The 25,748-nt window shown below is 45.0% G+C and carries 18 protein-coding genes; 14 read left to right on the top strand and 4 right to left on the bottom strand.

From position 1 onward, the window contains the following. Positions 1-140: 140 nt before the first annotated feature. Positions 141-536 carry a hypothetical protein gene (locus L1076_RS10575; protein ID WP_038879353.1) on the bottom strand — a complete coding sequence of 132 codons (396 nt, stop codon included), beginning with the start codon at positions 534-536 and terminating at the stop codon, positions 141-143. A 149-nt stretch (positions 537-685) separates the two neighbouring features. On the opposite strand from L1076_RS10575, the gene L1076_RS10580 reads away from it, so the two are divergent. From L1076_RS10580 to L1076_RS10610, 7 genes are all read left to right on the top strand, one after another. Continuing rightward, positions 686-2,164 (top strand): N-6 DNA methylase, encoded by a 1,479-nt coding sequence (locus L1076_RS10580; RefSeq protein ID WP_237303582.1) that lies wholly within the window; start codon positions 686-688, stop codon positions 2,162-2,164. Further along, on the top strand, positions 2,161-3,951 hold the full coding sequence (locus L1076_RS10585) for a restriction endonuclease subunit S (protein ID WP_237303583.1): 1,791 nt from the start codon (positions 2,161-2,163) through the stop codon (positions 3,949-3,951). Before L1076_RS10580 ends, L1076_RS10585 begins: the two co-directional genes overlap by 4 nt. A gap of 2 nt (positions 3,952-3,953) precedes the next feature. Beyond that, positions 3,954-5,300: a DUF262 domain-containing protein gene (locus tag L1076_RS10590; protein ID WP_237303584.1), complete on the top strand. Its 1,347-nt coding sequence runs from the start codon at positions 3,954-3,956 to the stop codon at positions 5,298-5,300. Continuing rightward, a complete protein-coding gene (locus L1076_RS10595; RefSeq protein WP_237303585.1) occupies positions 5,293-7,206 on the top strand; it encodes a DUF262 domain-containing protein in 1,914 nt (637 codons plus the stop codon). Before L1076_RS10590 ends, L1076_RS10595 begins: the two co-directional genes overlap by 8 nt. A 190-nt stretch (positions 7,207-7,396) precedes the next feature. Further along, positions 7,397-9,088 (top strand): class I SAM-dependent methyltransferase, encoded by a 1,692-nt coding sequence (locus L1076_RS10600; RefSeq protein WP_237303586.1) that lies wholly within the window; start codon positions 7,397-7,399, stop codon positions 9,086-9,088. A gap of 96 nt (positions 9,089-9,184) precedes the next feature. Beyond that, a complete protein-coding gene (locus L1076_RS10605; RefSeq protein WP_237303587.1) occupies positions 9,185-9,595 on the top strand; it encodes a DUF5991 domain-containing protein in 411 nt (136 codons plus the stop codon). 130 nt (positions 9,596-9,725) lie between these two features. Continuing rightward, a complete protein-coding gene (locus L1076_RS10610) occupies positions 9,726-10,448 on the top strand; it encodes a transglycosylase SLT domain-containing protein (RefSeq protein WP_171373612.1) in 723 nt (240 codons plus the stop codon). A 24-nt stretch (positions 10,449-10,472) separates the two neighbouring features. Here the strand turns inward: L1076_RS10610 and L1076_RS10615 are convergent, their stop codons facing one another. Further along, complete coding sequence (locus tag L1076_RS10615) at positions 10,473-11,264, bottom strand: 2,3-dihydro-2,3-dihydroxybenzoate dehydrogenase (RefSeq protein WP_237303588.1); 792 nt, start codon at positions 11,262-11,264, stop codon at positions 10,473-10,475. Between the two features lie 102 nt (positions 11,265-11,366). Between L1076_RS10615 and L1076_RS10620 the strand changes: the two genes are divergently transcribed. The 6 genes from L1076_RS10620 (at position 11,367) to L1076_RS10645 (ending at position 21,468) form a co-directional block, all read left to right on the top strand. Further along, positions 11,367-12,464 (top strand): hypothetical protein, encoded by a 1,098-nt coding sequence (locus tag L1076_RS10620; protein ID WP_237303589.1) that lies wholly within the window; start codon positions 11,367-11,369, stop codon positions 12,462-12,464. Positions 12,465-12,754: 290 nt separating this feature from the next. After that, on the top strand, positions 12,755-13,975 hold the full coding sequence (locus tag L1076_RS10625; RefSeq protein ID WP_050568409.1) for an isochorismate synthase: 1,221 nt from the start codon (positions 12,755-12,757) through the stop codon (positions 13,973-13,975). Then, entirely contained in the window at positions 13,972-15,591 is a 1,620-nt protein-coding gene (locus tag L1076_RS10630) for a (2,3-dihydroxybenzoyl)adenylate synthase (protein ID WP_237303590.1), read from the top strand. The genes L1076_RS10625 and L1076_RS10630 overlap by 4 nt, the downstream gene beginning before the upstream one ends. Positions 15,592-15,656: 65 nt before the next feature. Next, on the top strand, positions 15,657-16,547 hold the full coding sequence (locus L1076_RS10635) for an isochorismatase family protein (protein ID WP_042602181.1): 891 nt from the start codon (positions 15,657-15,659) through the stop codon (positions 16,545-16,547). A 33-nt stretch (positions 16,548-16,580) separates the two neighbouring features. Further along, the gene (locus tag L1076_RS10640) at positions 16,581-20,528 is read left to right on the top strand and encodes an enterobactin synthase subunit F (protein ID WP_237303591.1); all 3,948 of its coding nucleotides are present in this window, start codon (positions 16,581-16,583) and stop codon (positions 20,526-20,528) included. Then, complete coding sequence (locus tag L1076_RS10645) at positions 20,521-21,468, top strand: hypothetical protein (protein ID WP_237303592.1); 948 nt, start codon at positions 20,521-20,523, stop codon at positions 21,466-21,468. Before L1076_RS10640 ends, L1076_RS10645 begins: the two co-directional genes overlap by 8 nt. Before the next feature lie 8 nt (positions 21,469-21,476). Here L1076_RS10645 and L1076_RS10650 read toward each other — a convergent pair whose 3' ends face one another. Then, a complete protein-coding gene (locus L1076_RS10650; RefSeq protein WP_038879384.1) occupies positions 21,477-22,199 on the bottom strand; it encodes a 4'-phosphopantetheinyl transferase superfamily protein in 723 nt (240 codons plus the stop codon). Between the two features lie 140 nt (positions 22,200-22,339). On the opposite strand from L1076_RS10650, the gene L1076_RS10655 reads away from it, so the two are divergent. Beyond that, complete coding sequence (locus tag L1076_RS10655) at positions 22,340-24,301, top strand: TonB-dependent receptor (RefSeq protein ID WP_042602177.1); 1,962 nt, start codon at positions 22,340-22,342, stop codon at positions 24,299-24,301. Between the two features lie 113 nt (positions 24,302-24,414). Here the strand turns inward: L1076_RS10655 and L1076_RS10660 are convergent, their stop codons facing one another. Then, positions 24,415-25,722 (bottom strand): hemolysin family protein, encoded by a 1,308-nt coding sequence (locus tag L1076_RS10660; RefSeq protein ID WP_237303593.1) that lies wholly within the window; start codon positions 25,720-25,722, stop codon positions 24,415-24,417. Positions 25,723-25,748: the final 26 nt, after the last annotated feature.

Consider the following 25,748-nt stretch of genomic DNA (forward strand, 5'->3'; position numbering starts at 1 on the left):
CCAAAAGGTGGTGCTAAGCCGAATCCAAATTACCCAAGCACGACGGGCAAACCATCGGGCGGTGGTCGAGGAAATACCCCTAAAAACAAATAGCTGTACATACCCAGAGGCGCACTAGCGCCTCTTTTTCGTTTATTTACTCAACAGCTTTTAGAGTTGTGGATGAATGCTGCGATAAACGGCTTGTTGTCAGCTTTATATTCCGAATACGGGATGGCTTTTTCAGTTTTACTCATCGCACATAAACAAGTATCTCGCTTGTTTTCATACCAGCTTACATCGACCATATTTTGGGAAGAATTCACGCAGGTATCTATGATCGCGTACTCCACTTCCAGGGGATAGCGTTCTTCATCGAAAGCATTATTCACTTGGTAACCACCAAAAGCACCAATAAGCAATGTGGTACTTGCTGATATCCATTTTCGCTTACTAAAGCTAAAGCCTTTAAAACTCTTCTCGCACTCTTTACAAGAGATATTCTCAGCAAACTCGATGTCATTATCGGCTTGGCAATGGGGGCATTCTATTTTCATTGGCAACTAACATGATTGATTTATAAGTATTTATTGAATCTATAATTCTAGCGTGATTATACGCCTACATTCATAGACATAAATCGATTTTTTCGAGCGATGTTCTGCTATAATTCGCCCCAATTTTCAGTTAGCTAAAGTAGTAAAACATGTCTATCAGTTCTGTAATTAAATCCATTCAAGACATTATGCGTAAAGACGCAGGTGTTGATGGTGATGCTCAACGCCTTGGTCAAATGTCATGGCTTTTATTCCTAAAAGTATTCGATGCTCAGGAAGAAGAGCTAGAGCTAGAAATGGACGACTACAAAACACCGATTGATGAAAAATATCTGTGGCGTAATTGGGCAGCAGATGCAGAAGGTATTACGGGCGACAAACTGCTGGAATTTGTAAACGATGACCTGTTTTTTCATCTAAAGAACATGACGGCGCCGGTAGATAAGAACCCGCGTGGTTTTGTGGTAAAAGAAGCGTTCAGTGACGCGTTCAACTACATGAAAAACGGTACGTTGCTACGCCAAGTCATCAATAAGCTGAATGAAATTGACTTTACTGACTCTAATGAACGCCACTTATTCGGTGATATCTACGAGCAAATCCTGAAAGACCTCCAAAGCGCAGGCAATGCAGGTGAATTCTACACCCCTCGTGCTGTGACTCGTTTTATCGTTGACCGTTTAGACCCTAAGCTTGGCGAAACTATTATGGACCCAGCAACGGGTACGGGCGGCTTCCTTGCTTGTTCAGTCGATCACGTTAAAAACAACTACGTGAAAACGGCGGCTGACCATCAAACGCTGCAAAAGCAAATTCACGGTGTAGAGAAGAAGCAGCTTCCGCATCTACTGTGTATCACCAACATGATGCTGCACGGTATTGAAGTACCTGTACAAATCAAACACGGCAATACGCTAAACAAGCCGCTTTCAAGTTGGGACAGCAACATCAATGTGATTGCGACCAACCCACCGTTTGGTGGCACTGAAGAAGATGGTATTGAGAAAAACTTCCCTGCCGAAATGCAGACGCGTGAAACTGCAGACTTGTTCTTGCAGCTAATCATCGAAGTTTTAGATGAAAACAATGGTCGAGCAGGAGTAGTACTGCCAGATGGCACATTGTTTGGTGAAGGTGTTAAAACCAAAATTAAAAAGATGCTGACGGAAGAGTGTAACCTGCACACCATCGTTCGCTTACCTAATGGCGTGTTTAACCCATATACAGGTATTAAAACCAACATTCTGTTCTTCACCAAAGGCAAGCCGACAAAAGACGTGTGGTTCTACGAGCACCCATACCCAGAAGGCGTTAAGAACTACAGCAAAACTAAGCCAATGAAGTTTGAAGAGTTCAAGCAAGAGCAAGAGTGGTGGGGTAGCGAAGAAAACGGTTTTGCTTCTCGTGTTGAGAATAAGCACGCATGGAAAGTCTCGATTGAAGAGATCATCGAGCGCAACTTCAACCTCGATATTAAGAACCCATATCAAGAAGAAGTGGTAAGCCATGATCCGCAAGAATTGCTAGCAAGCTATCAACAGCAGCAACAAGAGATCACAGAGCTACGTAACAAACTGAAAGGCATTCTTGGTGATGCGCTGAAATCATCTGTAGGTGAGGGTGAATGATGAGCCTTGACCAAACTCCTATTAATCAGTTGATTACCGACAATATCGACACTTGGACTTCAACAGTAAAGACCAAAGCAACAACAGGCCGTGGCAGTAGCAAAAAGCGCGAGCTTTATGGCGTGAAGAAACTGCGTGAGCTGATTTTGGAATTGGCGGTGCGCGGTAAGTTAGTGCCACAAGACCCAAATGATGAGCCTGCTTCGGTATTGGTGGAATTAGCCGATAAAGCTAAAGAACGTTTAGCTGAACAAAAAATAATTCGCAAGCAGAAACCTCTTGCGCTTATCGATAATGAACAAATGCCTTTTATTCTGCCAAAGAACTGGACATATCACCGTTTGGGAAGTTTAGGGCTTGTAGGTTCGAGTAGTAGGGTTCAGAAAAAAGATTGGACTGATAATGGCGTTCCATTTTATAGAGCTAGAGAAATCGTCAAATTATCGAAAAATGGATTTGTTGAAAATGAATTGTTTATTTCAGAAGAACTCTTTAGTCAGTTGTCTCAAAGTGGAATTATTCCTGAAGAAAATGACATTATGTTTACTGGTGTTGGCACGATAGGTGTGCCTCATGTTGTAAAAGCGCAAGAGAGGTTTTACTTCAAAGATGCTAGTGTTCTAATTTTTAAAAATATTGCAGGAGTTAATGCTGATTACCTATCAATGTATATGCGTTCTCCTTTATGGAATCGAGATATTCATGAAGATAGCATGGGAACGACGGTTCATACTCTTACCATAGCTAGAGCCAACAATGTTGTTACGCCATTTCCTCCCATTAAGGAACAAGACCGCATTGTCGCAAAAGTCGATGAACTCATGACACTCTGCGACCAACTAGAGCAACAAACCGAAGCCAGCATGGAAGCGCATCAGGTCTTGGTGACAAAGCTGTTAGACACGTTAACCAATTCTACTGATGCTGACGAGCTAATGCAAAATTGGGCTCGAATTAGCGAGCACTTCGATACTTTGTTCACCACCGAAGCGAGCATCGACCAACTAAAACAAACCATCCTGCAACTGGCGGTTATGGGTAAGCTTGTCCCACAAGACCCGACCGATGAACCTGCTGCAAAATTGCTTGAGCTTATTGCAGAAGAAAAAGCGCAGTTAATTAAAGACAAGAAAATCAAAAAGCAAAAAGCACTGCCACCGATTACTGATGATGAAAAGCCGTTTGAGTTGCCTAATGGGTGGGGCTTTGCGCACATGCAAGACTTATGTGAATTAATAACAGACGGTACGCATCAAACACCTAAGTATACGGATACAGGGCGACCGTTTATCTCAGCACAATGTGTTAAGCCTTTTCGATTCATGCCTGAAAATTGTCGATACGTATCAGAAGAGCATTATCAGGCATATATCAAAAATAGAACTCCAGAGTTTAGGGATATTTTGTTGTCTCGTGTTGGTGCTGGAATCGGTGAAGCAGCGATGATAGATACAGATCTTGAATTTGCTATCTATGTAAGTACTGGATTGTTAAAGCCACATAAATCATCAGTAATTTCAGAGTACCTTGTTTTGTGGTTGAATTCTCCATTAGGGCGAGGCTTTTCTGAAAGGAACACCCTAGGTAAAGGTGTTTCTCAGGGGAACTTAAATTTATCTTTAATTAGAGCGTTTGTTGTCTCGTTACCTCCGTTACAAGAACAGCGAAGGATAGTGGTTCAATTTGAGGAATTAAGTAATTTGTGTAACTTGCTGAAAGAAAGATTACAGGCCACTCAATTAACTCAGTTACACTTAACCGACGCCATAGTTGAACAGGCGGTATAACCATGGCAATCGTCTTCAATCAGCCTCAAACCATTGTGCAGTTATTGGAACAGAAACTCACTATTCCTGAGTACCAACGCCCATACAAATGGCAACCTAAGCACGTTAATCAACTGATTGATGACATCTTTAACCACCGCACTAAGCCATGCTATCGGCTTGGTACGGTGGTACTGCATGAAGACAAAAAATCAGAAACTGAAGAAGACAATATCACACTCAATATTGTTGATGGCCAGCAACGCCTGCTTACCCTAACGCTACTTTGTACCATCCTGGATAAGGAAAATAAGCGTATTTCATCGACTCTTCTTGAGCACAAATTTGAATCATCAGTCAGTATCGAAAACCTTAAGAATAATGCACAAATCATCTCTGAACGAGTAGCCAGTCTGCCAGCTACAGAAAAACAGGAACTGCTCGATTTCGTTCTTAACAAGTGTGAGCTTATCCAAGTTACGCTAGATGATCTCAGTGAAGCCTTCCAGTTCTTCGACTCACAAAACGCTCGTGGTAAAGCCCTTGCCCCTCATGATCTGCTAAAGGCGTACCATCTGCGAGAAATGATGGACTCAACAGAGCAAACCGAACGTTTACACCATGTTAGCTTGTGGGAGCAGGGTGTAAACCCAGATGACGACTCTGCGAATTTGCACACCATCATGGGTGAGTTCTTGTTCCGCATGCGCCGTTGGGTTGATGGTGACTACGGCATACAGTTCAGTCGCCATAACATTGATGTATTCAAAGGCATCAACCTAGAAAGCACTCAGTACGCCTATGTGGACTCTATGCTTGCGCTCGATTATGCGATTGAAACCTTTAATGCTGATCCCGCACGTAAATGGGACAAGCAAACCAAGGGTTATCCATTTCAAGTTGATCAGGTGATGATCAACGGTAAACGCTTCTTTGAGTACATTCAGCACTACATGGCGATTCACTCGACCTTGTTCGTTGGTGATGAGGCAAGGCTATCTTCATTCGTCGATAAGCACGCTAAGTACAAAGGTAGTAGCCGTAAAGGGGATAGCTATGTACGAAACCTATTTTTGTGTGCAGTGATGTATTACTACGACAAGTTCGGTGATGTGGAGTTAGAGAAAGCGGCACAGGTTTGTTATCGCTGGAGTTATTTCCTTCGCCTTGAGCTGCAACGTATCGGTATGGAGTCGGTAGATAATCATGCCAAGGCACGTAGTGGGTTGTTCAGAGCAATCAGCAAAGCTGTTCACCCTCAACAGGTGTTGAACTTTCAGCCTCCTTACATTCAAGAGCCGAAGTTCAAGAACGCGAAGGACGTGCAGGCATCTATTGAAGCAATGAAGTCGGGATGTGTAAATGAATGATTCGAACCAGGTAGAGCAGTTATCCGTTAGAGCACTTTTCGACAGCAAAACCCAATATGTAATTCCTATCTACCAGCGTAATTACGCTTGGGGGGCGACTGAGGTTGAGCAGCTTATCCAAGATATCAGTGATGCTGCAGGGCTTATTACTCAATCTGATGAAACCGTTACTGCCAAACAAGTAAAGTATTATCTAGGTAGCCTTGTGGTTTATCAGCGCACAACACATTCACACCAATCTAATGTGGTGTACGAAACCATTGATGGACAGCAAAGACATACTACACTCTCTATCTTGTTGGCGTACCTCAAACATCGCAATGTGCTCGAAGAGAATGAGCTAGAAGGGCTAGACATTAATCTCACCTTTGATAGTCGTCCCAAATCCTCCAGAGCATTAGATGACATTTATACAGGCAGAACTAATGGCGAGTCAGAAGAACCTAACATTCATGCTGCCTTCAACATCATCAAGCGTTACTTCAAAACCAAAGGATTAGATACACAGGCGAAAACTAAGCAGTTCTTTGAGTATCTATTAGAAAACGTCACCATTCTTAGAGTCGTCGTTCCACCTCAAACCGATCTTAACCACTACTTTGAGATCATGAATAACCGTGGTGAGCAGCTAGAAAAGCATGAAGTATTGAAAGCAAAATTCATGGCAACGCTTGGTGATGATGAGGAAAGAGGCTGCTTTTCCACTGTTTGGGATGCTTGTGCGAATATGACGTGCTATACCCAAATGGGCTTCCAATCGGACTTACGAAAAGAGGTATTCGGCTCAGATTGGCAGACAATGCCAATAAGCTTTGAAGCGATTCAAGAAAAGCACACGAGCAAGCAGCAAAAAGAAGATGCAATGACTCTGCGAGAAATCATCAGTAACAAGGCATCTAGCTCAAATACTGACGATGATGATCGAGAGAAAGAAGAACGCTTTGGTTCGGTTATCGACTTCTCAAACTTCTTACTTCATGTCTTAAAACTGATGAAGACGGAAGAGAACGTTTCGCTTGATGATAAAAAGTTGATCGATGCATTTATCTCTACAGACGATGGCTTGAAGGTTGGCGCTAAAGCTTTTGTCTATGAACTGCTTAAATGCCGAATTTTGTTTGATAGTTACGTAATTAAGCCTGACCAGCACGATGAAAAGCGTAAGTGGTGTTTGTTAAGACTTAATGCGTATAAATACGGCAATAGTCTAAGTCCTGAATATCCAAATGCGTTTAGAAGTGATCAGAGCGAAAAGATACGGATGATCTTGGCAATGTTCCATGTGTCGAACCCTGCTTTGGTATATAAGCGTTGGTTGAATGACACTTTAAGTTTACTAAACGAACTCGCTACAGAAGGCCGATTGGAAGTTGATGGTAGTTCATACTTGGCTGCCCTTGAAAAGCAAAGTGACAAGTATTTTGGTGAAATCTGCGAAGGTTCTCAGCTTGAGTTTACAGAGAATAATGTCGGTGTGTTACATCAGGGAACTGGTGTGCAAAACTTTGTTTTCAACCGTTTAGACTACTTATTGTGGAAGCGCTTCTCAAACAATGAATCGTTTGATGGTATTGGTAAAAATGAACTTGGAAAGCACTTTGACGATTTCCAGTTTTCATTCCGAACCTCTGTTGAACATTACTTCCCGCAAACCGATCCATCAGGGGCAAGTAAGATGCAGGACGTGGATCGTTTCGGTAACCTTTGCCTTATTTCGCCAAGCAGCAACTCAAGGCTTAGCAATTACTCTCCGCAAGATAAGAAGAAGTTCTATCAAGAAAACAATCGTGCCGAGAGTTTAAAGCAAGCCATCATGATGAGTTATGACGATTGGGGGCCTGATAATAAAGGAAGAGCTAATATCCAGAATCATGAAACACAAATGATAGAGGTGTTAAGAGGCTAAAGCCACTTTTAACCCACTCGGTTTACTTTTACGTATCACTTATCCCGATAGCTACTCGAGTTATCGGGGTTTTGTCGTTTTAGGCGACAGAACTTCCAACGCAACGTTTCCTACAACTTTTGCACTACCTTCTAGTCTTTGCAATCAATAGCACTTACTATGTGTTCAGTTCAATTGCAGTCTTACCTTTATGTCCTCTACCTTCAATTTCTATCACCAAAATGCGAGCTCATTAGCGGAGCAATACAACTCGACGACATTTGAGAATGTTCACGCGAGCTGGCAGGCTTTTTGGCCTCATGCAGGCGATCGGATCTTGGATGTGGGAGCGGGGTCTGGGCGAGATGCAAAATGGATGATGGAACAAGGCTGTGAGGTGATTGCTCTTGAACCAGCGGCATCTCTACTAGAGCTTGGTAAAGTTAAGACGGGTAATTTGGTTACTTGGCTTGATGATGCCTTGCCTGCTCTTGAGAAAACCACCAACTTGGGACTTCGCTTTGATCTGATATTGGTGAGTGCGGTTTGGATGCATCTTGCGACTTCTCATCGTGAGCGTGCTTTCCGTAAACTCTCTAATCTGCTTGCGCCTAATGGCCGATTGGTCATTAGTCTTCGCCATGGAGAGTTTACTGATGGGCGCAAAGCTTACCCTGTCGCTGTTCAAGAGTTAGAACAACTGGCAAAGAACAGTGCGCTTATGGTTAGGCATGTCTCGGACAGTGACGATCAACTCAAGCGTGATGATGTTCATTGGCAGACGGTTGTCATGTCACTTCCCGATGATGGTGCCGGTGATCTCAACAAGGTTCGCCATATCATCGTAAACGACTCTAAATCGGCGACTTACAAACTGGCATTGCTACGAACCTTATTACGAATTGCAGATGCACATTCCGGAGCCGTTATTGATCGTACAGACGGCAAAGTTGCGATCCCTCTTGGTTTAGTTGGTCTGTATTGGATTCGTCAGTTCAAACGCCTCATCGATAAAGAAAACATCCAGCAGAACTCTAATGCATCAAAAGGGCTCGGCTTCATTAAGCCTGATGGTTGGGGCAAGCTTTCTCATTTAAGTCCGGATGATTTAGCAATTGGTACCATATTTGTTGGTGACGATGCCGTCGCTTTAGATAAAGCTGTCAAAGACAGTTTGAAAACCATTAAAGATGGACCAGTTACCTATACATACCAAGGTGACAAATCGAATCCATATTTTGAAATGGTACGTTCTTCTAAAAAGCATAAAGGTACTATCGTTGTTGATGGGGAGTTCCTTGAAAGCTATGGCAAATTTATTTTGGATGAGAGCTTGTGGGACTGCTTTAGGCTTTATCATTCATGGATTGAGCCGCTGGTGGTCAATCAGTGGATTCTTGAAATGCAGCGGTTTAGCTCAAACCAAGACCGAGGCATTGCCCTTCAAACCTATCATGATTGCTTGGTTTGGATTGATAAAGACCACGACACTCGCGCAGTACGCAAAAGGGTAGAGCTGTTGCGTTCGAATCAATCTGAGATCATCAGTGTATGGAGTGGGAGTAAGTTGCGTAACGAGTACCATGTTGATCACTGCTTGCCCTTCGCTTATTGGCCGAACAACGATAAATGGAATCTGCTGCCAACATCCAAAACTGAAAACCTCAACAAGCGTGATCGACTGCCCGCGGTGTATCGATTGAATGCGTCTAAACAACGCATCTTGAATTGGTGGGAACTGGCGTGGGGAGAATCAGAAACCCTGAGTCGGTCATTCTTTACAGAAGCGTCGTTGTCTTTACCGAATGTACCTGCCTCCTGCCAAGATTTTGAGCATGTATTTGAGGCGATGGGATTACAGATTCGTGGTGTGAAAAGCCGTCTTTGTATTGCAGAGTGGTAACTGGGTATCACTCGAAGTTTTGTTATTGTTAAGTGCAGCGATAGTTGGGTTGAAATACTCTCTCATTTTTAGCCAGAGAAGTGAGAGAGTATGATAATGAGCACAATCGGATTCGTAGCGACGGTGGCCTTTGTCACTCCTAGTTGGAATGGGATTTTTCATTGTGATGTCGATTTGGGGCAAAGTAACGCAGGGCCATTTGTGTGGATTGAATATGAACTTCAGGTACAAGATGAAGAGTGCACATTTCGTAGTTTAGGCGTTCAAACTGATGAAAGGATAAAGTGTAAATTGAATAGGCGAGGACCCGCATTAGATGTGTTGTTTGAGTCTTATTCAAATGGCAACTTAACTAACATCCATGGTGTTCAAGTTTACGAACGTGATGCAGTATTAGTGCAGCTCCGACAAGATCAAGGTCGTATTGTCACTCAGTGGTTTACCATCCAACCTAGCGAGAATACACCACAAATTTCTCATTGTTTTCAACGTACAGAAAAACGCTGAGTATACTTTTCAAACAGCATTATTTATAAATTTTCCATTTCTTATAAAGCTCACAGATCTACCTCACATTTTTGTGCCTCATAACTGATACTGATATTAAAAGAGTGAGAAATGGATTACAGTTTGGGACATGTTTTCCAAATGTGGTTGTATCGTGAAAACGGTTTCTAAGCGATTGTATCAGCTATTAAAAATTGAAAAGATTAAGCACAAAAAAGATAAGGTTTTTTCCTTTCAAAACAGGTTGATAGATAATAATTCGAAAAGCCTGAACATTTTTTCACCTTCATCTTTATTCCTTAAAAAAAGTGATGTTTCTTCAGCGTCTTTATCGGTTCCAACTACCGATGCCCTTGCTTGGGGAAATCGCGTCTCGGTAGAGTTCAAAATCAAGGTTTACAACATTTCTAAAGAGCTCAATATCGATCCTAATCATTTGATGGCTTGCATGGCATTTGAAACAGCAGAGACATTTAGCCCAAGTATTAAAAATGGATCGGGAAGCGGTGCGACAGGGTTAATTCAATTTATGCCTTCAACCGCAGAAGCTCTAGGAACAAGCACAAAGAAGTTGGCTAAAATGAGTGCTCTGGATCAGCTGGATTATGTCAAAGCGTACTTTATGCCATATCGAAATGACATGGCGTGTCTTGAGGATGTGTATATGGCGATCCTTTATCCTGCTGCAATCGGCCAACCGCCAACACATGTGCTTTTCAAGAAAGGCTCGATCGCTTATCGCCAAAACGCGGGGATTGACCGCAAGAACTCAGGCAAAATCACATTAGCTGATGTGTCCTATAAAGTGAGGCGCAAGTTAGAGAAGGGCATGCACCCCAAATTTTACGGTTAAACTTTCCGATATTTTGGCGGGGGATCAGAAGGTTGCTCCGCCATCCACTCTCAAATCATGCATAGTGATATGGCCAGATTTATCACTGAGCAAAAATTCAATCGCATTGGTGATGTCTTTGGTTTCGGCAATCTTGTTTAACGGAATGCCAATTCGATGCGACGCTAAGTTGCCTTGAACCGTTTCTCGCTCGCCATAAGATTCATTCCACATTTGCTCTTGCATTGGTGTTCTGGTTGAACCGGGGCTAACAATATTGCAGCGAATGCCATGCTCTGCCAGTTCTAATCCCAAACATTGCATCCACATGTGCAGGCCAGCTTTAGATGTGCAGTAGGCGGACATCTTCACGCGAGGTGTGTCTGCGGCATTTGATCCTACTGCGACAATCGCGCCTTTTCTGCCGTTCTCGATCAACATTTTTGCGAGCTGTTGGGTGAGTAGCATGGTGCCTTTTAAGTTGATATCTAGGGTTTTATTGAGCGCTTCATACGGCAGTTCGAGAATAGAGGCGAGGTGTAATGTACCAGCACAAGTGATGATGAGCTCAGGGATAAGGTTATCCTGCTGAAGGTTCTGGCAGGCATTGAGGATCGCATGTGGATCGGATAGATCAAACGGAAGTAATGTGGTGTATTGTTGCTGGTTGGTCGACAAGTTTTGTTGTAGTTCATCCAATGTTGCTTGAGTCACATCGCAAGCAATAACATGCGCCCCTTGGTCTAATAAGCTTTTAGTACATGCTAGGCCAATCCCTTGTCCGGCACCAGTGACCAAGCACAGTTTGCCGTAGAATTCTGAGCGGTTTTCACGCATCACCTTCTCCCTTTCGCGATACAAATATGAAATCTAAGTTGGATAGATGATAATGATTTTTGTTATCGTTGTCATGATATTAACAAGGAGGTATAGAATTCAATGAAAATATTAGGCTGGAAAATCAAGCCCTTGGTACTGGTTTTAGGGTTGGTTGGGATCTCAGGGTGTGAGTATTTACCGCACTTTGCAAAGGTCGATTTGCCGGAGCAAAAAATTGAACAAGTGGTTGAGCGAGCTAAGCCCGCTGATGCTGCAATTCTGAAGGCATTCGAGCAACACAGTTTTGTTGGGATTGGCGATTACCATTGGAATGACGCTTTTTTACGTTACGCAACGGAACTGGTTTCGACCGATGCTTTCTCTGACCAAGTCACCCATATTGTGGTCGAATTTGGTAATGCGAAATATCAACCTGTATTGGATAAATATCTGGCAGGCGGTGAGGTCAGTGAATCACAGCTGAATGAGGTGCTACGTGGTTCGATTTACTTTATGGCTTGGATGCCAGATGCGTATATCAACTTCTTCAAGGCGATCAGAGCGCGTAATTTGTTGTTACCTGAAGGCAAAAAAATTCAGGTGCATCTCGCGGAAGCGCCCTTTGAATGGGATGGTGTCGCGGATGCAAAAGTTTGGAAACAAGCGGCGCAGAGTAAAACGGATTACTTTTACCAAATTGCTCAAGAGCGAATTGAGCACAATGAAAAAGCACTGTTGATTTTCGGGGCTTTCCATCTGGTGAATGCACCGAAGGACTATGTCGCGAAAACGCAAGCCAGCGCTTGGCCGCTTGCGACTCGATTAGAGCAAGCGTTTCCTGATAGTACGTATTTAATTTGGCCGATGACAGAGCCCGAAGTCGTGCAAACCTTCCACAATGTAAAATCGCCAGCGCTACTCGAGGTGACGAATAGTCCTATTGAGCCACTTCGATTCATCGATTTATTACCTAAAGCGCGCTATAAACTGGCGGCAATGGATAAGATGGATGCCCCGGTCGGGGAACTGTTTGATGCGTTTCTGTACCTTGGTGAGAATGCGCGCTCCACCTTATTTCCACGTGAAGTGATGGCAGATCGTGAATGGGTGAATGAGATGCAAAGGCGTGTCGATTTGATCGGAGGCAAGATGCAAGATCGCTTCAACGAGATACGATCGCTGAGTGATGATAAGTATGGTTTTTCTGATAACGGGTAATATGGCTAATAAGCATTTCTAAGTAAGAACTATCACAACAATCAATGGCTGACAGCATAAGGTGTCAGCCATTTTTTTATGCGTCATTTTGAGGCTATTTTACTGATAAGACTAAAGAATTATTTGCGTTTCCCCATATTAATACTATGGGATTAATTTATAAAATTATAAATAATACGAATGATAATTATTATCAAAAGTGTTTGAATAAATGATTTTGTGTGTGTAGTCTCACCTCTTAAATGAGAAGGAATCTCATTTGGAACGCCATGTTTAATACAGTTTGAGAGATGATTATGCTTCGTAACTCAACGGGAAGCAGCACTATGCTCACAGAGTTTCTTAATGCCCATACGGATGATGCTTCGTTCTTCTTTAGCTCTCCGACAGTGACGTTATTGACTCAAGGGATTGCTGCCGAATTTTCCCAACAAGTCAGGTTCTCAGAATTAGATACTCACATCAGCCAATTATTGGATTCGGCGAAGGAAGAGGGCAATGAAAACCCTATCGCTGTAGGTGTGATCCCATTTTCTGAACACAACCCAGTACATTTTATTGTCCCTGAACGTCTGATTACGACATCACCAATCCGACCGGATAAAGTGTCGGATGTGGATGGGTTAACGGATTGTCATCCATCTTCTATTCAACCCATTCCCGATCCTAGTGATTACATGCGTAGCGTTGAACAAGCCGTAAGGAGTTGCTGTCGAGAGGATGTGGAACTCGACAAAGTCGTCTTATCTCGCACCATGCAAGTCGAGACGGAAGAGGATATTGACCGCGCTCGTTTCCTAAAAACGTTACTCAAACAGAATCCCGGTGGCTACACCTTTTCGACTCGCATTGGAGGAAGCCATTCCGATGCATATTTAATGGGCTCTAGCCCTGAGCTTCTTGTTTCGCGCAAAGGCCCTCATGTTTGCTCCAACCCGTTAGCAGGCTCCCGTCGCCGCAGTGACAACGAATCAATGAACCAACAACAAGGTGAGTTGATGATGGAAAGCAGCAAGGATCTTCACGAGCATGCGGTAGTTGTGGATGCCGTCGAGAAAGCGCTCCAACCTTGGTGCCACAATTTGTATGTGCCGATGGTGCCATCGGTGATTGAAACCAAAGCGATGTTACACCTTTCGACTCGTATCGAGGGCATGGTTTCAGATGCCAATACCAGCGTATTAAAACTCGCGAGTGCATTGCACCCGACACCTGCGGTATGCGGTTACCCTACAGCGCAGGCTTATGATTTTATCAGCAATGTAGAGCCCTTTGACCGTGGTTACTTTACCGGACTGGTTGGTTGGGTGGATGCCCGCGGTAATGGAGAATGGGTTGTCGTGATCCGTTGTGCTGAGGTCGAGAAAAAACGTCTTCGCGTTTACGCGGGTGCTGGCATTGTTGCTGGCTCAGAGCCACAAAGTGAACTTGAAGAAACCGGCAACAAGATGCGAACCGTGCTTAACGCATTGGGTATTGAAATCCGTGAGAACATGGAGGTGGTTCAATGAACCGCCCGTGCATGAAGGCATCAGGATTTACCCCATGGCCGCAAGAGATGACTCAAAAGTATCGCGATGCAGGGTTTTGGACGCAGCAAACCATCCCAGAGATGCTTGAGGCGAGCGCACAGCGTTATTCAGAATGCGTAGCTTTGGTTGCGGGCGATCAGCAATGGACTTACCAAGCGTTAGTTGAACAAGTTGACAAACTTGCTGCCGGGTTCCAGCACAAGCTCAATCTAAAATCCGGTGATAAAGCGGTTTTGCATTTGCCCAACGTTGGTGAGTTTTATTTGAGTTTCTTTGCCTTGCTTAAAATTGGGGTTCAACCCGTTTTAGCGTTACCTGCGCATCGCTATTCGGAGATTCGATACTTTTGTCATTTTACTGAAGCGAAAGTATTGATTACCGCACCTCAATTGGGCGTCAAAACCGCTGAGATAGCTCAACAAGTGGCCGCAGATTTACCGAGTTTAAAAACGGTAGTGTGGGCTGGTGAAGAGAGCTTAATGCCTACTGGTGCCCAAGCGCTAAACACACTGTTTTTGGAAGAGGTTGATGCTCAATCTAATGTCGCCGAAGACTTTGCTTTTTTCCAACTTTCTGGTGGGACAACGGGTACGCCAAAGCTCATCCCAAGAACCCACATTGATTACCTTTATAGCGTTAGTGCGAGCAATGACGTTTGTCAGTTCTCTGCTCGCACTCGTTACTTATGTGTTTTACCTGCTGCGCATAATTTCCCATTAAGTTCGCCTGGTGCGTTGGGTTGCTTTATGGCTGGTGGCATGGTCGTACTAGCGCCAGATGCCAGCCCTCAAACGGCCTTTTCTTTGATTGAAAAACACCAAATCACTGTCGCGGCTTTGGTTCCTCCATTGGCGTTGTTATGGCTAGATGAAGCAGCAAGAACCCAGCAAAACATTGCGTCACTTCAGGTACTGCAAGTCGGTGGCGCTCGTTTTAGTGAAGAGGCGGCAAAGCGAGTGAAGCCAGAGCTTGGTTGTACTTTACAACAAGTGTTTGGCATGGCTGAAGGGCTGGTAAATTACACCCGTTTGGATGATCCAGACTCAGAAATTGTCACTACGCAAGGCCGTCCTATGTCACCTGCAGATGAGCTTTTGGTACTAGACGAAGCAGGTAATCCGGTTCCGAAAGGGACTGCGGGGATTTTGTTCGTGCGTGGTCCTTATACCATTCAGGGTTATTACCATGCACCGGAACACAATCAGCGTTCTTTCACCGATCTTGGTTATTACCGTACTGGGGATATCGTCGTTATGACTGAAGCCGGCAATTTGCAAGTTGTGGGGCGGGATAAGGACCAAATCAATCGTGGTGGTGAAAAAATTGCGGCCGAAGAGGTGGAGAATCACCTTCTTGCTCATGATTCCGTTCACGATGCGGCGGTGATTGCGATCCCAGATGAATACCTTGGTGAGCGCAGTTGCGCGGCATTGGTGTGCAGAGCGCAAAATCCCAAGCCTATTGAAATCAAGCGATTCTTGCGAGGTCGAGGATTGGCGGATTTCAAAATTCCAGATCGCGTGATCTTTGTTGATGTTCTACCTAAAACGCCAGTAGGAAAGATCAACAAAAACAAACTTCTAGAACTGATTTAATCGAACCACCACACCACGATATCAAAGGTGTCGTGTGTATAAATAAAATTTTGGAGATTAGCCCCATGGCCATTCCATCTATCTCTGGTTATTCACTATCTAAGCCGATGCCAGAAAACCGAGTAAATTGGTCTGTAGAGCCAAAGCGCGCTGTGTTATTGATTCACGATATGCAGCAGTATTTTCTCAATTTCTATGATGTCGATAGTGAGATGATCCAAACGCTCACTCATCATATTAAGCAAATTAAACAAGCGTGTATCGATGCGGGTATCCCTGTGGTTTACACAGCTCAACCGGGTGACCAACGCCAAGAAGACCGTGCCTTGCTAACGGACTTTTGGGGACCAGGTCTGAAAGCAGATGATGATATTACGCGTATTTTCCCTGCGCTTGCGCCTTCTGAACAAGACATTGTTTACACCAAGTGGCGTTACAGTGCGTTTCAGCGTACTCCGCTTAAATCCATGATGGATGAAACGGGTCGTGACCAGCTGATCATCGTAGGTATTTATGCCCACATTGGCTGTTTACAAACCGCTGCCGAAGCGTTCATGACCGATATTAAAGCTTTTATGGTTTCTGATGCTGTCGCAGATTTCTCAGCGAACGAGCATGAAATGGCACTCAATTATGTCGCAGGTCGCTGTGGCTATGTGTTGGATAAGCAGCAATTGCTATCCCAAATCAGCAGTGCAGATGAATTTGTCGGTGATGACTTTTCCATTCCTCAATCTCAGCAACATTTAACTCAGCAGTTAGCGGCATTGCTAGAAGTGCCAGTCGATGAAATGACGCCGGAAGATAGCCTGCTGGATTTCGGTTTAGATTCGGTTCGTATGATGTCACTGGTCGGTGATTGGCAGCAAGCTGGTCTAGACGTGAGTTTTATGGAACTTGCCGCCAAGCCCAGTGTGCAAGATTGGTGGCAACTGATTGAGAAGAAGCTGACTTAACAGCCTACGAGGAAGAGTAACAAAGGAATGGACATGTACGATTTACCTTATACAGCGGAGCAATTGCTGCCGCTTACGGATGCCCAAGCAGGGATTTGGTTTGCTCAGTTGCGCGACCCGGATAATCCAATTTACAAGACTGGCGAATACTTAGTGATTGATGGCAAGGTGGATGAGCCTTGTTTTGTTGAAGCGGTAAAAACCGCCATTGATGAAGTTGACTCGTTACACGCGAAGTTTGTCACCACCACCGAAGGTCCTCGCATGGTGATTGATAGACAAAACTGGCAGGTAGAGCGAATCGACTTCTCGCAACATGATGTGCCACTTGAGTCTGCAGTCAATTGGATGAAGAAAGAGTTGAAGCAGCCCGTCGATTTGGAGCAAGGCCCATTGTTTATTATGGCGCTGCTTAAGCTTGCAGAAGATAAGTTTGTTTGGTTCCTGTCACTTCACCACATTGCTATTGACGGCTACAGCATGTCGTTGATCGCTTCGCGTATTGCTCATATCTATGGCCAACTTACGAAGGGAGAGCAGTTTGACGAGATCCAATTGGTGGATCAACACGCTTTGCTTAAAGAAGACAACGACTATAAAACGTCGGATAAATACCAAAAAGACCGTACCTTCTACTTACAACGTTATGCCGACCACTCTGATACGGTTAACTTAGCGGGTAAACCAACAGTGACATCTGATCACTTCTTACGCTTGAAAGGCGCGATGCCAGTAGAAGACTTCCAGCATATGGAATCGTTGGCGAAGCAATGCCGAACGCACTGGTACAGTGTGCTGATCGCTTCCATTGCTGCGTATGTTCATCGTATGACGCGTTCCAACGAGGTGGTGCTTGGTGTGCCGTTGATGGGTCGCTTAGGTTCAGTGGCAATTCAAACGCCAGCGATGCGAGTGAATATCTTGCCAGTGCGAGTGAGTTTTACTCAAGGTACGGACATCAAAACGCTAGTTAAACAGGTAAACCAAGAGTTCTCATCTGTTCGTCGTCACCAAGGGTACCGCTATGAAGAACTGCACCGCGAATTGAATCTAGTAAAAGACAACCGCAATCTATTTGGCCCTTTGGTCAATATCATGCCGTTTGAGTATGAACATAAATTTGGCGAGTTGGCTTCGAAGGCACATAACCTGTCAGCGGGGCCCGTGGATGATATTTCCTTCTATTGTTATGAGCTTGACGGTCAACTTCACATAGATATGGATGCCAATCCAGAGCTGTATTCTGACCAAGACATTAAAGAGCACCAGCAGCGCTTGTTCCACTTTATGAGCGACTTTTTTGCAAGCGCGCAAGCTCAAGATCCATCGTTATGCCAAATCAGTGACGTGAATATTCTTCTCTCTGGGGAGAAAGAAAAGGTCATCGAAACTTGGAATGATACCGACCACGAGGTGCCAGAAACGACCCTAGCTGCCTTGTTGGCAAGGCAACGTATTCTGACGCCTCATGCTCCCGCCCTCATTTTTGAAGGACAAAAGCTCAGCTATGAGCAGTTAGCGAAAAAAGTGTACTCCTTGACTAACTGGTTAACCGCGCAAGGGGTTGAGCTGGGAGATCGCATTGCGGTTTGCATCCCAAGAAGTGAAGAACTGATTGTTGTACAACAGGCGATTCTTGCTGCTGGTGCGGTTTACGTACCGATCGATCCAGATTACCCAGAAGGCCGAATCCACTACATGTTGGAATCTTCTGCACCGAAGTTTGTATTCTCGACGACCGAGCTACAAAGCAAGTTGCCACAAGGTGTGGAGGTGAAGTTGGTTGATGACGCGACGTTGCCAACTATTTATAAGGTGGTTGAGGCATTACCACCACAAGTGCGTCCGGAACCTCACTCTCCGGCTTACATGATTTATACCTCTGGTTCTACGGGCAAACCAAAAGGTGTTGTGGTTACTCACGATGCTATCGTCAACCGACTACTTTGGATGCACGACCAATACCCAATTGATGCCAAAGACCGAGTATTACAAAAAACGCCTGCAGGTTTTGATGTCTCTATTTGGGAATTTTTCTGGCCAATGATCGTCGGTTCATGCTTGGTGGTCGCAAAACCGGAAGGGCATAAAGATCCTATTTATCTGCAAGATCTTATCCATCGAGAGAAAATCACGACCTTGCACTTCGTGCCTTCAATGCTGCAAATCTTCGTCCAACAAGCCGATGCCAATTTGTGCCAGAGTTTACGCCAAGTGTTTTGTAGTGGTGAAGCGCTACCGATGGAATTGGTGAATCATTATTACCAAGACTTTAGTGCGCCATTACACAACTTGTACGGTCCGACAGAAGCGGCTGTTGATGTGACTTATTGGCCAAGTGAGGCGAATGCGCAAGGTAATTCGACACCAATAGGCCGCCCTGTGTGGAACACCCAAATTTACATTTTGGATGATGCATTAAATCCAGTACCGCCGGGTGTCGTCGGTCATCTTTATATTGCGGGTCGACAATTAGCGTTGGGTTATCACGGCCAGCCAGAACTGACCGCAGAGCGTTTCATTGAAAGCCCATTCGGACCAAAAGGCAGCCGAATGTACTTATCTGGTGATTTGGCTCGTTGGCGAAAAGACGGGGCGATTGAATACTGCGGGCGTAGTGATTTTCAGGTCAAGATTCGAGGTTTCCGTATTGAGCTTGAAGAAGTTGAAAACGCCTTAGCAAATCACCCAAGTGTCGCGCAAGTTGCGGTATTGGCGCAGGAATATGCCGATGGTGACAAACGCCTCGTAGCGTATGTTACGGCAGAAGATCCAGAACAGGGTGTTGATAGCAACTTGCTGCAGCGATTCCTTGCCGAACCGCTGCCAGAGTACATGGTTCCAAGTTACTTTGTGACGTTGGATACTTTCCCGTTAACGCCAAACGGTAAGCTGGATCGCAATGCGTTGCCGAAGCCAGATTTGTCTGGTCAGGTTGGTACAAAAGGGCCAAGCAACCTTGTTGAAGAACGTTTGTGTAAGCTGTTCTGCCAACTGCTTGATTTACCTGCGGTAGGCGTTGACGACAACTTCTTCGAACTAGGTGGCCACTCTTTGCTTGCCGCACAGTTGATTGCTCATGTGAAAGAAATCATGGGAATTGAACTGTCATTGGCAGCCGTATTTGAATCGCCGACTGTCTCTGGGATTGCCGCCAAGTTGAATGGCAGTGAAAGTGATGATGCCCTGAACATGTTATTACCACTGCGTAAACGTGAAGGGAAAGCGGCCATTTTCTGTGTACACCCTGCGGGTGGCTTAAGTTGGTGCTACGCGGCTTTAACGCCGATCATTCCATCCAATGTTCCTCTCTATGGCGTGCAAGCTCGTAATCTGGGTGACCCTTCTGCACCATTGCCAAAGAGCATGAAAGAAATGGCAGAAGACTACGTTGCCGCGATTCGTGAAGAGCAGCCTTTTGGTCCTTACCATCTTCTGGGCTGGTCAATTGGTGGCATGATTGTTCACCTAATGGCGGGCATCTTACAAGAACAAGGCCAAGAAGTTGGTTTGGTTACGCTGTTAGATTCTTACCCTGCAGAGCAGTGGCAAACCATCCATCCACCGGGAGAAGAGCAAGCGCTCGGCGCACTGATTCGTATGGCCGGCGTTGAGTTTGATGAAGCCGCGCATTCCAGTATTACGAAGCCAGAAGTGATCGATATCTTGCAGGATGCGGGCTCGTCTATGGCGCACTTAAGTACTGAAACCATCACGGCGATGATCGACGTCGTAATTAACAACAACCAACGTGTCCGTGATGCCATTGACTATCAATATCAAGGCGATGTGCTGTTCTTTAATGCTGAGAAGCCACCAGAAGAGGCCTTTTTGGATCGCAATGGATGGTTCAAATACATGGACGGTGACTTGAAAGTGATTGATGTGGCCTGTATTCACCGTGACATGATGCGCCCAGATATGCTGCGTGAAATCGGTACGCATATGGTGAAAGAGTTGAGAGAGAATTTCGATGTTTGATTCGACAGCTCAATTTAAGCCAAGTGCGATGTTGGAGGGGATGATTTCCCCTCTGACTTTCTTCAAAAATAAGTTGGAATCAGGCGCTATTTTGGCGCTTGGCGAGGCACATTGGTATGCCGATTTATTTGAGCAAATGACCGAGGTGTTGCTCGATCCTCAATTGGATGGGGCATTCACGCATTTGTTCATCGAGTTTGGTAACGCTAAGCATCAAGCGCTGCTTAACAACTACTTATTGGGAGAGGCGGTCACCGACACTGAATTGTCTGCCGTATGGTTAGATTCAATCGCCTTTCCTGCATGGATGCATCCGTGTTACGGCCAATTTTTTCATCGATTGCGAGCAGCGAATGCTGAGCGCAACGTGCCGATCAAAGTCGTGCTGACGGAGCCGTCGTTCAATTGGCAAGCCATTCAACATCCTTCTGAACTGAGTAAGTTGAATGCTCAACGTGACCAAGCCTTAGTGGACGGCGTTGAAAAGCTGCAACAGAAACAGGCACAGAGTGTGGTGGTGCTTGTTGGAGCAAGACACATTCTTAAGCGTTCCCCAACCTTAGGGTTCATGTCCAAACATAAAACTTTTGGTGACCTAGCGAAACAGAAGTTTGGCGAACAATATGTATCAGTTTGGCCACACATTTTACCAAGTGAATGGGGCAGCACTGAGCGGGGTATTTATACAACGACGCAGCCTCATCTTAAAAAGAAATCGTTTCTCGACATTATTCCGAAAAAGCCACCGGTGAACCCTTACGCGTTTACTTCCCTTGAGCAGCTGGTGGATGCCTATTGGTATTTAGGTCCACAAACGCGTCAGTTAGATGCCAAGGGCGTCACAGTACCACCAATGTGGAAAGCGCTTTTAGAACAACGGTTGCCGCTGGTTAATGCTCGACAACAAATGGTGATCAAAAAGGTTATTGAACAAAAATAATGACACATTCATGAGGAAAAAAAGCACAACGAGAAAACGTATTGCTCGGTAAAGCAATAGCGGCCATGAAAGGAGAGATTCGGCAAGTTAGCCTGCAATAAAGTTCGATTCTCTCCAATCAGTTCGAAGTGAAATTGACCGGTGTTTTCAGCGTCCGGCTGCAGGGTGATTTGTGCATCTAGAAAGTCGAAATACACCTGAACAAACGGGTAGAGACATTTAAACAGGCTCTCTTTAATGCTGAATATCAGTGTATCTGGGAGGGTGTTGGACGTCTCCATTAATGCCTTTTCGCTCTGGGTGTAGATGCTAGAAAAAAGGTGCGAGGCGAGAGGGGTATTGTTTTCCACATCAATACCCAAACTCGGTACTTCACTTTTTAACGCACACGCTGCGAGGCATAGGCTGTCGGTGTGACTGATGCTGCCGCTGATGAGGCTCGGGAATAAGGGCTCTCTAGCTTTGCCTGAAAGAATGGGTACCTGAGCTAATTCAGAATCGTTTGATACCAATCGCTTTATGGCTTCTCGAGCGGATTGACGTCCGGCTCGGAATTCTCGTTGACGCTTTTTAACGGCTTTATGAATTTGTTGCTCTTCCTCGAGAAGGCCCACTTTATCGTACATATCGGGTGTGGCTTTTACGATGTGAACCGTTGGACTGGCACTTTCTAAGTGAAGACAGAGAGGGGCAAGAATGTTAACTAGCTTGTCGTTTTTCAATAGTGTCACTTTTCAACCTGTTGCAGTTCAAAAATACAATACAGCTCAAATGTAAATGCTAATGCGAGTAATAATAATTGTCATTTATACATTCGTTTATTAGAGTTTGCGAGCTCAATTTATTTATAAAATAGATATAAGGATATGCAGTGAAAAGTTTAGTTAAAAAGCCCACATTTATGCCTTCTATGCTCGCAGGAGCACTTTTGACGGCGCTAAGTGGTTATGCTGTTGCTGATGATCAAGATGAAGTGTTGGAAATGGAACGTATGGTTGTTACTGCAACCCTTACCCAACACTCAGAATTGACCGCACCAGCTTCTGTTTCGGTTATCACCGCAGAAGACATCTCAAAGATGCCAGTGAAAGATATCTCAGAAGCGATTCGTAGTGCGACGGGTGTGAGTGTTTTGAGCAGCACCGCTTATGGTCGTAATACTATCCGTATTCGTGGTTTGGATTCCAAGCACACGCTAATCTTGATCAATGGTCGTCGAATTAACTCACAAGATGCGCTTATTCGAGGTAATGACTTTGACCTATCGAGTATCCCTTTAACGGCTATTCAGCGTATTGAAGTGGTTCGTGGCCCGGTTTCTTCCCTTTATGGTTCTGAGGCCATGGGTGGTGTGGTGAACGTGATCTTGAAATCACCAACGGAAGAGTTATCCGGCTCGGTTGGTCTTGAATACGAGAGCATTCTTGAAGGTGATGGTGGTGATGGTCTGAAAGGTCATGCTTACGCGAGCGGCGAACTGACGCAAAATGTAGAAGGCAGCATCATTGTTGAAAGCTCTACACGTGACCCTTGGCGCACAGACACAAATCCTAATTTTGATGCGCTAGAGCAGAAAGACACGACCAATGTGTTTGGTGAGGTCGCATGGCAATTAACCGAAGAACAGCGTTTGATTGCGGATGTTATCTACACCAAAGATGAGCGTGAAGCAGATTGGGTTCACCCTCGTTCAGGCCCTCAAACGAACACACAAGACTCGACGCGCTGGAACTACGGTTTAACGCATGAAGGCGCTTGGGACACGGTAGATTCACAAGTACGTCTCTACGGTGAAAGCATGCAACTTGACGATGCAAGTACGGCTTACACTAACGGCGCTGCGGATGTCGACTTACAAAATAATACTCTCGATTTCAAACTTTCTGGTTTGTGGCGAGATTCGCATGAGTGGGTATTCGGTGGTGAATACCGTACTTCTGAGCTGAAAAACAGCCGTGATGTTCCATCTGGTGATATCGATAACTACCAAGGTGCGGTATTTGTTCAAGGTGAATTTGATCTCGACAAACTGGCGCTGACATTGGGTGGCCGTCAAGATTTTCATGAGGTCTATGGTAGTCACTTTAGCCCGCGTGCTTATGCCGTTTACAGCATCACCGATGAGTTTGTCTTGAAAGGCGGTGCTGGTGGTGGCTTCCGAGCTCCTGGCATGATGGAAAGCAGCGACCAAGTTCGCGTAATCAGTTGTGGTAACCGTTGTTGGTTAACGGGTAATGATGATCTTAAACCGGAAGAATCAGAAAGCTACGAAGCGGGTCTTGCGTACGAATCAACATCAATGGGTGTAGGTCTGATGTACTACTACACGGACTTGAAGAACAAGATCGAACGTGACCTAACCAAGGTTGTTGGTATGGATGGCCCTATGCCAATCTTCACTTACCAAAACATCGGTAAAGCGGAGATCAAAGGTATTGAGCTTGAAGGTTGGTATGACATTACAGACAGCATCAACCTGAAAGGTAACTACACTTACACGGACGCTAAAGACAAGAGTACAGGTGATACGCTCATGCAAACACCTGAGCATCTAGCGAACCTGGACGTCAATTGGGAAGTGTTTGATTCATTCACAACGTTTGCTCGTGTGAATTACATCGGTGAACAAGTGATCACGAACCTAAGCCGTGAAAACAAAACGGTGGATGGTTACACGCTAGTCGGTCTTGGTGTGGGTTACGATTTCCAACAGTTGAACCTTAAAGCGGGTTTAAACAACATTTTTGATGTCGAGTTGGACGATGAAGACGATTACTACGGCTACTCTGAAAAAGGCCGTAGTGCGTATGTAAGCGCAACGTACTTGTTCTAATCGAAACGAAGATCGTGAATCTCATTTAGCAAAACAGCCTCTATCGAGAGGCTGTTTTTTGTTTGAGTCAAACACTCGTAAATTCGTAATTAGCCTTATTGCTCAGCTTCGAATTATCTCACCATTTCCGTTACTTTAACTTGTGTGATCCGATTGCTCTTGACCTGCAACACGTCAAATTGCCACTGTTGATATTCAACGGTTTCTCCTTGAGCAGGCACGCGGCCAATTAACCAAGTCAGAAAACCATTTAAGGTTTGGAAGCCCTCGCTTTCTTCTCCCTCAATGCTGCTGAGCTCAAGTTTGTATTTCAGCTCATTCATCGGAATCAAGGCGTCCATTATCCAACTGCCGTCTTTCTGTTTTTTCGCCCAGATTTGCTGTGGTGCCATGCCTAACTCACCAGCGATAGATTTGAGCAAATCGTAGTGTGTCACTAGGCCCTGCACGTCGCCATATTCGTCAACGATAAAGACCATTTCGGTGCTGGTTTGCTGCATATAGTTGAGCAACGGTAGCCCTTTCATGGACTCAGGAACAAAACGTGAACGTTTGAGTAATTTTGCTAACCGCGATATTGATAGCTCGTCATACTCATCGAGCAACGCTTTAGAAGAAATGGTCCCAATGATGTTATCCAAGCCGCCTTTACATACCGGCCAAACGGAATGCTGAGTTTGACGTAAATTCTTCAGCATTGCATCGAGTGGTAAATCCAGATCGAGATAGTGAATGTCACAGCGTGGTGTCATTAAAGAGAGCGCCAAACGGTCATTCAAGTGCAGAAGGTTACGGATCATCAGCTGTTCCTGAGGCTCGATTGCACCACATTCAGAACCTTCACTGACCACAGCAAATATATCTTCTTCTGTTACGATTTCACCGGTGTGGTTTTGGCGTAGCAATCTCAGTAAAGATTCTGTCGATAGCGTCAGTAACATGACAAACGGAGTCGTTAACTTGGCCAACCAATGAATAGGGTAGGCCACAAGAACAGCAATACGCTCTGCGTTGTTTTGAGCGAAGCGTTTCGGAACTAGCTCACCCACTACGATTGCAAAGTAGGTGATCACGACGACGACAATGGCGGTGGCAAGGATGGTGGCAACTTCTCGTTCTAGGCCTTGTGCGACAAGCCAATGCTCAAAGGGAACTGAAAGGGTGGCTTCACCAAAAATACCGCTGAGGATACCAATCACGGTGATGCCGATTTGGATTGTGGAGAGGAATTGCGTTGGGTTGTTTTTTAATTGCAGAGCGAGGCGGGCAGAAGCGCTGTGTTGGGCAAACTTTTTCAGTCGGCCGCTTTTGGCTGTGACTAACGCTATCTCAGACATGGCAAAAACACCATTAAGCGCGATTAATCCAACCAGTAATAAAATATCCATGAAGTTTTCCAGTGATGCACACTCTTGCAGCATAACGAGGTTCAAGGGGAAGAAATGTG

It is taken from the genome of Vibrio sp. MMG023, assembly GCF_021654215.1.
GTDB lineage: Bacteria > Pseudomonadota > Gammaproteobacteria > Enterobacterales > Vibrionaceae > Vibrio > Vibrio jasicida.

What these genes read in the sequence shown, in the direction of transcription:
- L1076_RS10600 (WP_237303586.1), top strand. Translation starts at nt 7,397, where the DNA reads ATGTCCTCTACCTTCAATTTCTATCACCAAAATGCGAGCTCATTAGCG.
- L1076_RS10605 (WP_237303587.1), top strand. Translation starts at nt 9,185, where the DNA reads ATGAGCACAATCGGATTCGTAGCGACGGTGGCCTTTGTCACTCCTAGT.
- L1076_RS10645 (WP_237303592.1), top strand. Translation starts at nt 20,521, where the DNA reads ATGTTTGATTCGACAGCTCAATTTAAGCCAAGTGCGATGTTGGAGGGG.
- L1076_RS10660 (WP_237303593.1), bottom strand. Translation starts at nt 25,722, where the DNA reads ATGCTGCAAGAGTGTGCATCACTGGAAAACTTCATGGATATTTTATTA.
- L1076_RS10640 (WP_237303591.1), top strand. Translation starts at nt 16,581, where the DNA reads ATGTACGATTTACCTTATACAGCGGAGCAATTGCTGCCGCTTACGGAT.
- L1076_RS10575 (WP_038879353.1), bottom strand. Translation starts at nt 536, where the DNA reads ATGAAAATAGAATGCCCCCATTGCCAAGCCGATAATGACATCGAGTTT.
- L1076_RS10595 (WP_237303585.1), top strand. Translation starts at nt 5,293, where the DNA reads ATGAATGATTCGAACCAGGTAGAGCAGTTATCCGTTAGAGCACTTTTC.
- L1076_RS10610 (WP_171373612.1), top strand. Translation starts at nt 9,726, where the DNA reads ATGTTTTCCAAATGTGGTTGTATCGTGAAAACGGTTTCTAAGCGATTG.
- L1076_RS10585 (WP_237303583.1), top strand. Translation starts at nt 2,161, where the DNA reads ATGATGAGCCTTGACCAAACTCCTATTAATCAGTTGATTACCGACAAT.
- L1076_RS10620 (WP_237303589.1), top strand. Translation starts at nt 11,367, where the DNA reads ATGAAAATATTAGGCTGGAAAATCAAGCCCTTGGTACTGGTTTTAGGG.
- L1076_RS10615 (WP_237303588.1), bottom strand. Translation starts at nt 11,264, where the DNA reads ATGCGTGAAAACCGCTCAGAATTCTACGGCAAACTGTGCTTGGTCACT.
- L1076_RS10630 (WP_237303590.1), top strand. Translation starts at nt 13,972, where the DNA reads ATGAACCGCCCGTGCATGAAGGCATCAGGATTTACCCCATGGCCGCAA.
- L1076_RS10580 (WP_237303582.1), top strand. Translation starts at nt 686, where the DNA reads ATGTCTATCAGTTCTGTAATTAAATCCATTCAAGACATTATGCGTAAA.
- L1076_RS10590 (WP_237303584.1), top strand. Translation starts at nt 3,954, where the DNA reads ATGGCAATCGTCTTCAATCAGCCTCAAACCATTGTGCAGTTATTGGAA.
- L1076_RS10635 (WP_042602181.1), top strand. Translation starts at nt 15,657, where the DNA reads ATGGCCATTCCATCTATCTCTGGTTATTCACTATCTAAGCCGATGCCA.
- L1076_RS10625 (WP_050568409.1), top strand. Translation starts at nt 12,755, where the DNA reads ATGATTATGCTTCGTAACTCAACGGGAAGCAGCACTATGCTCACAGAG.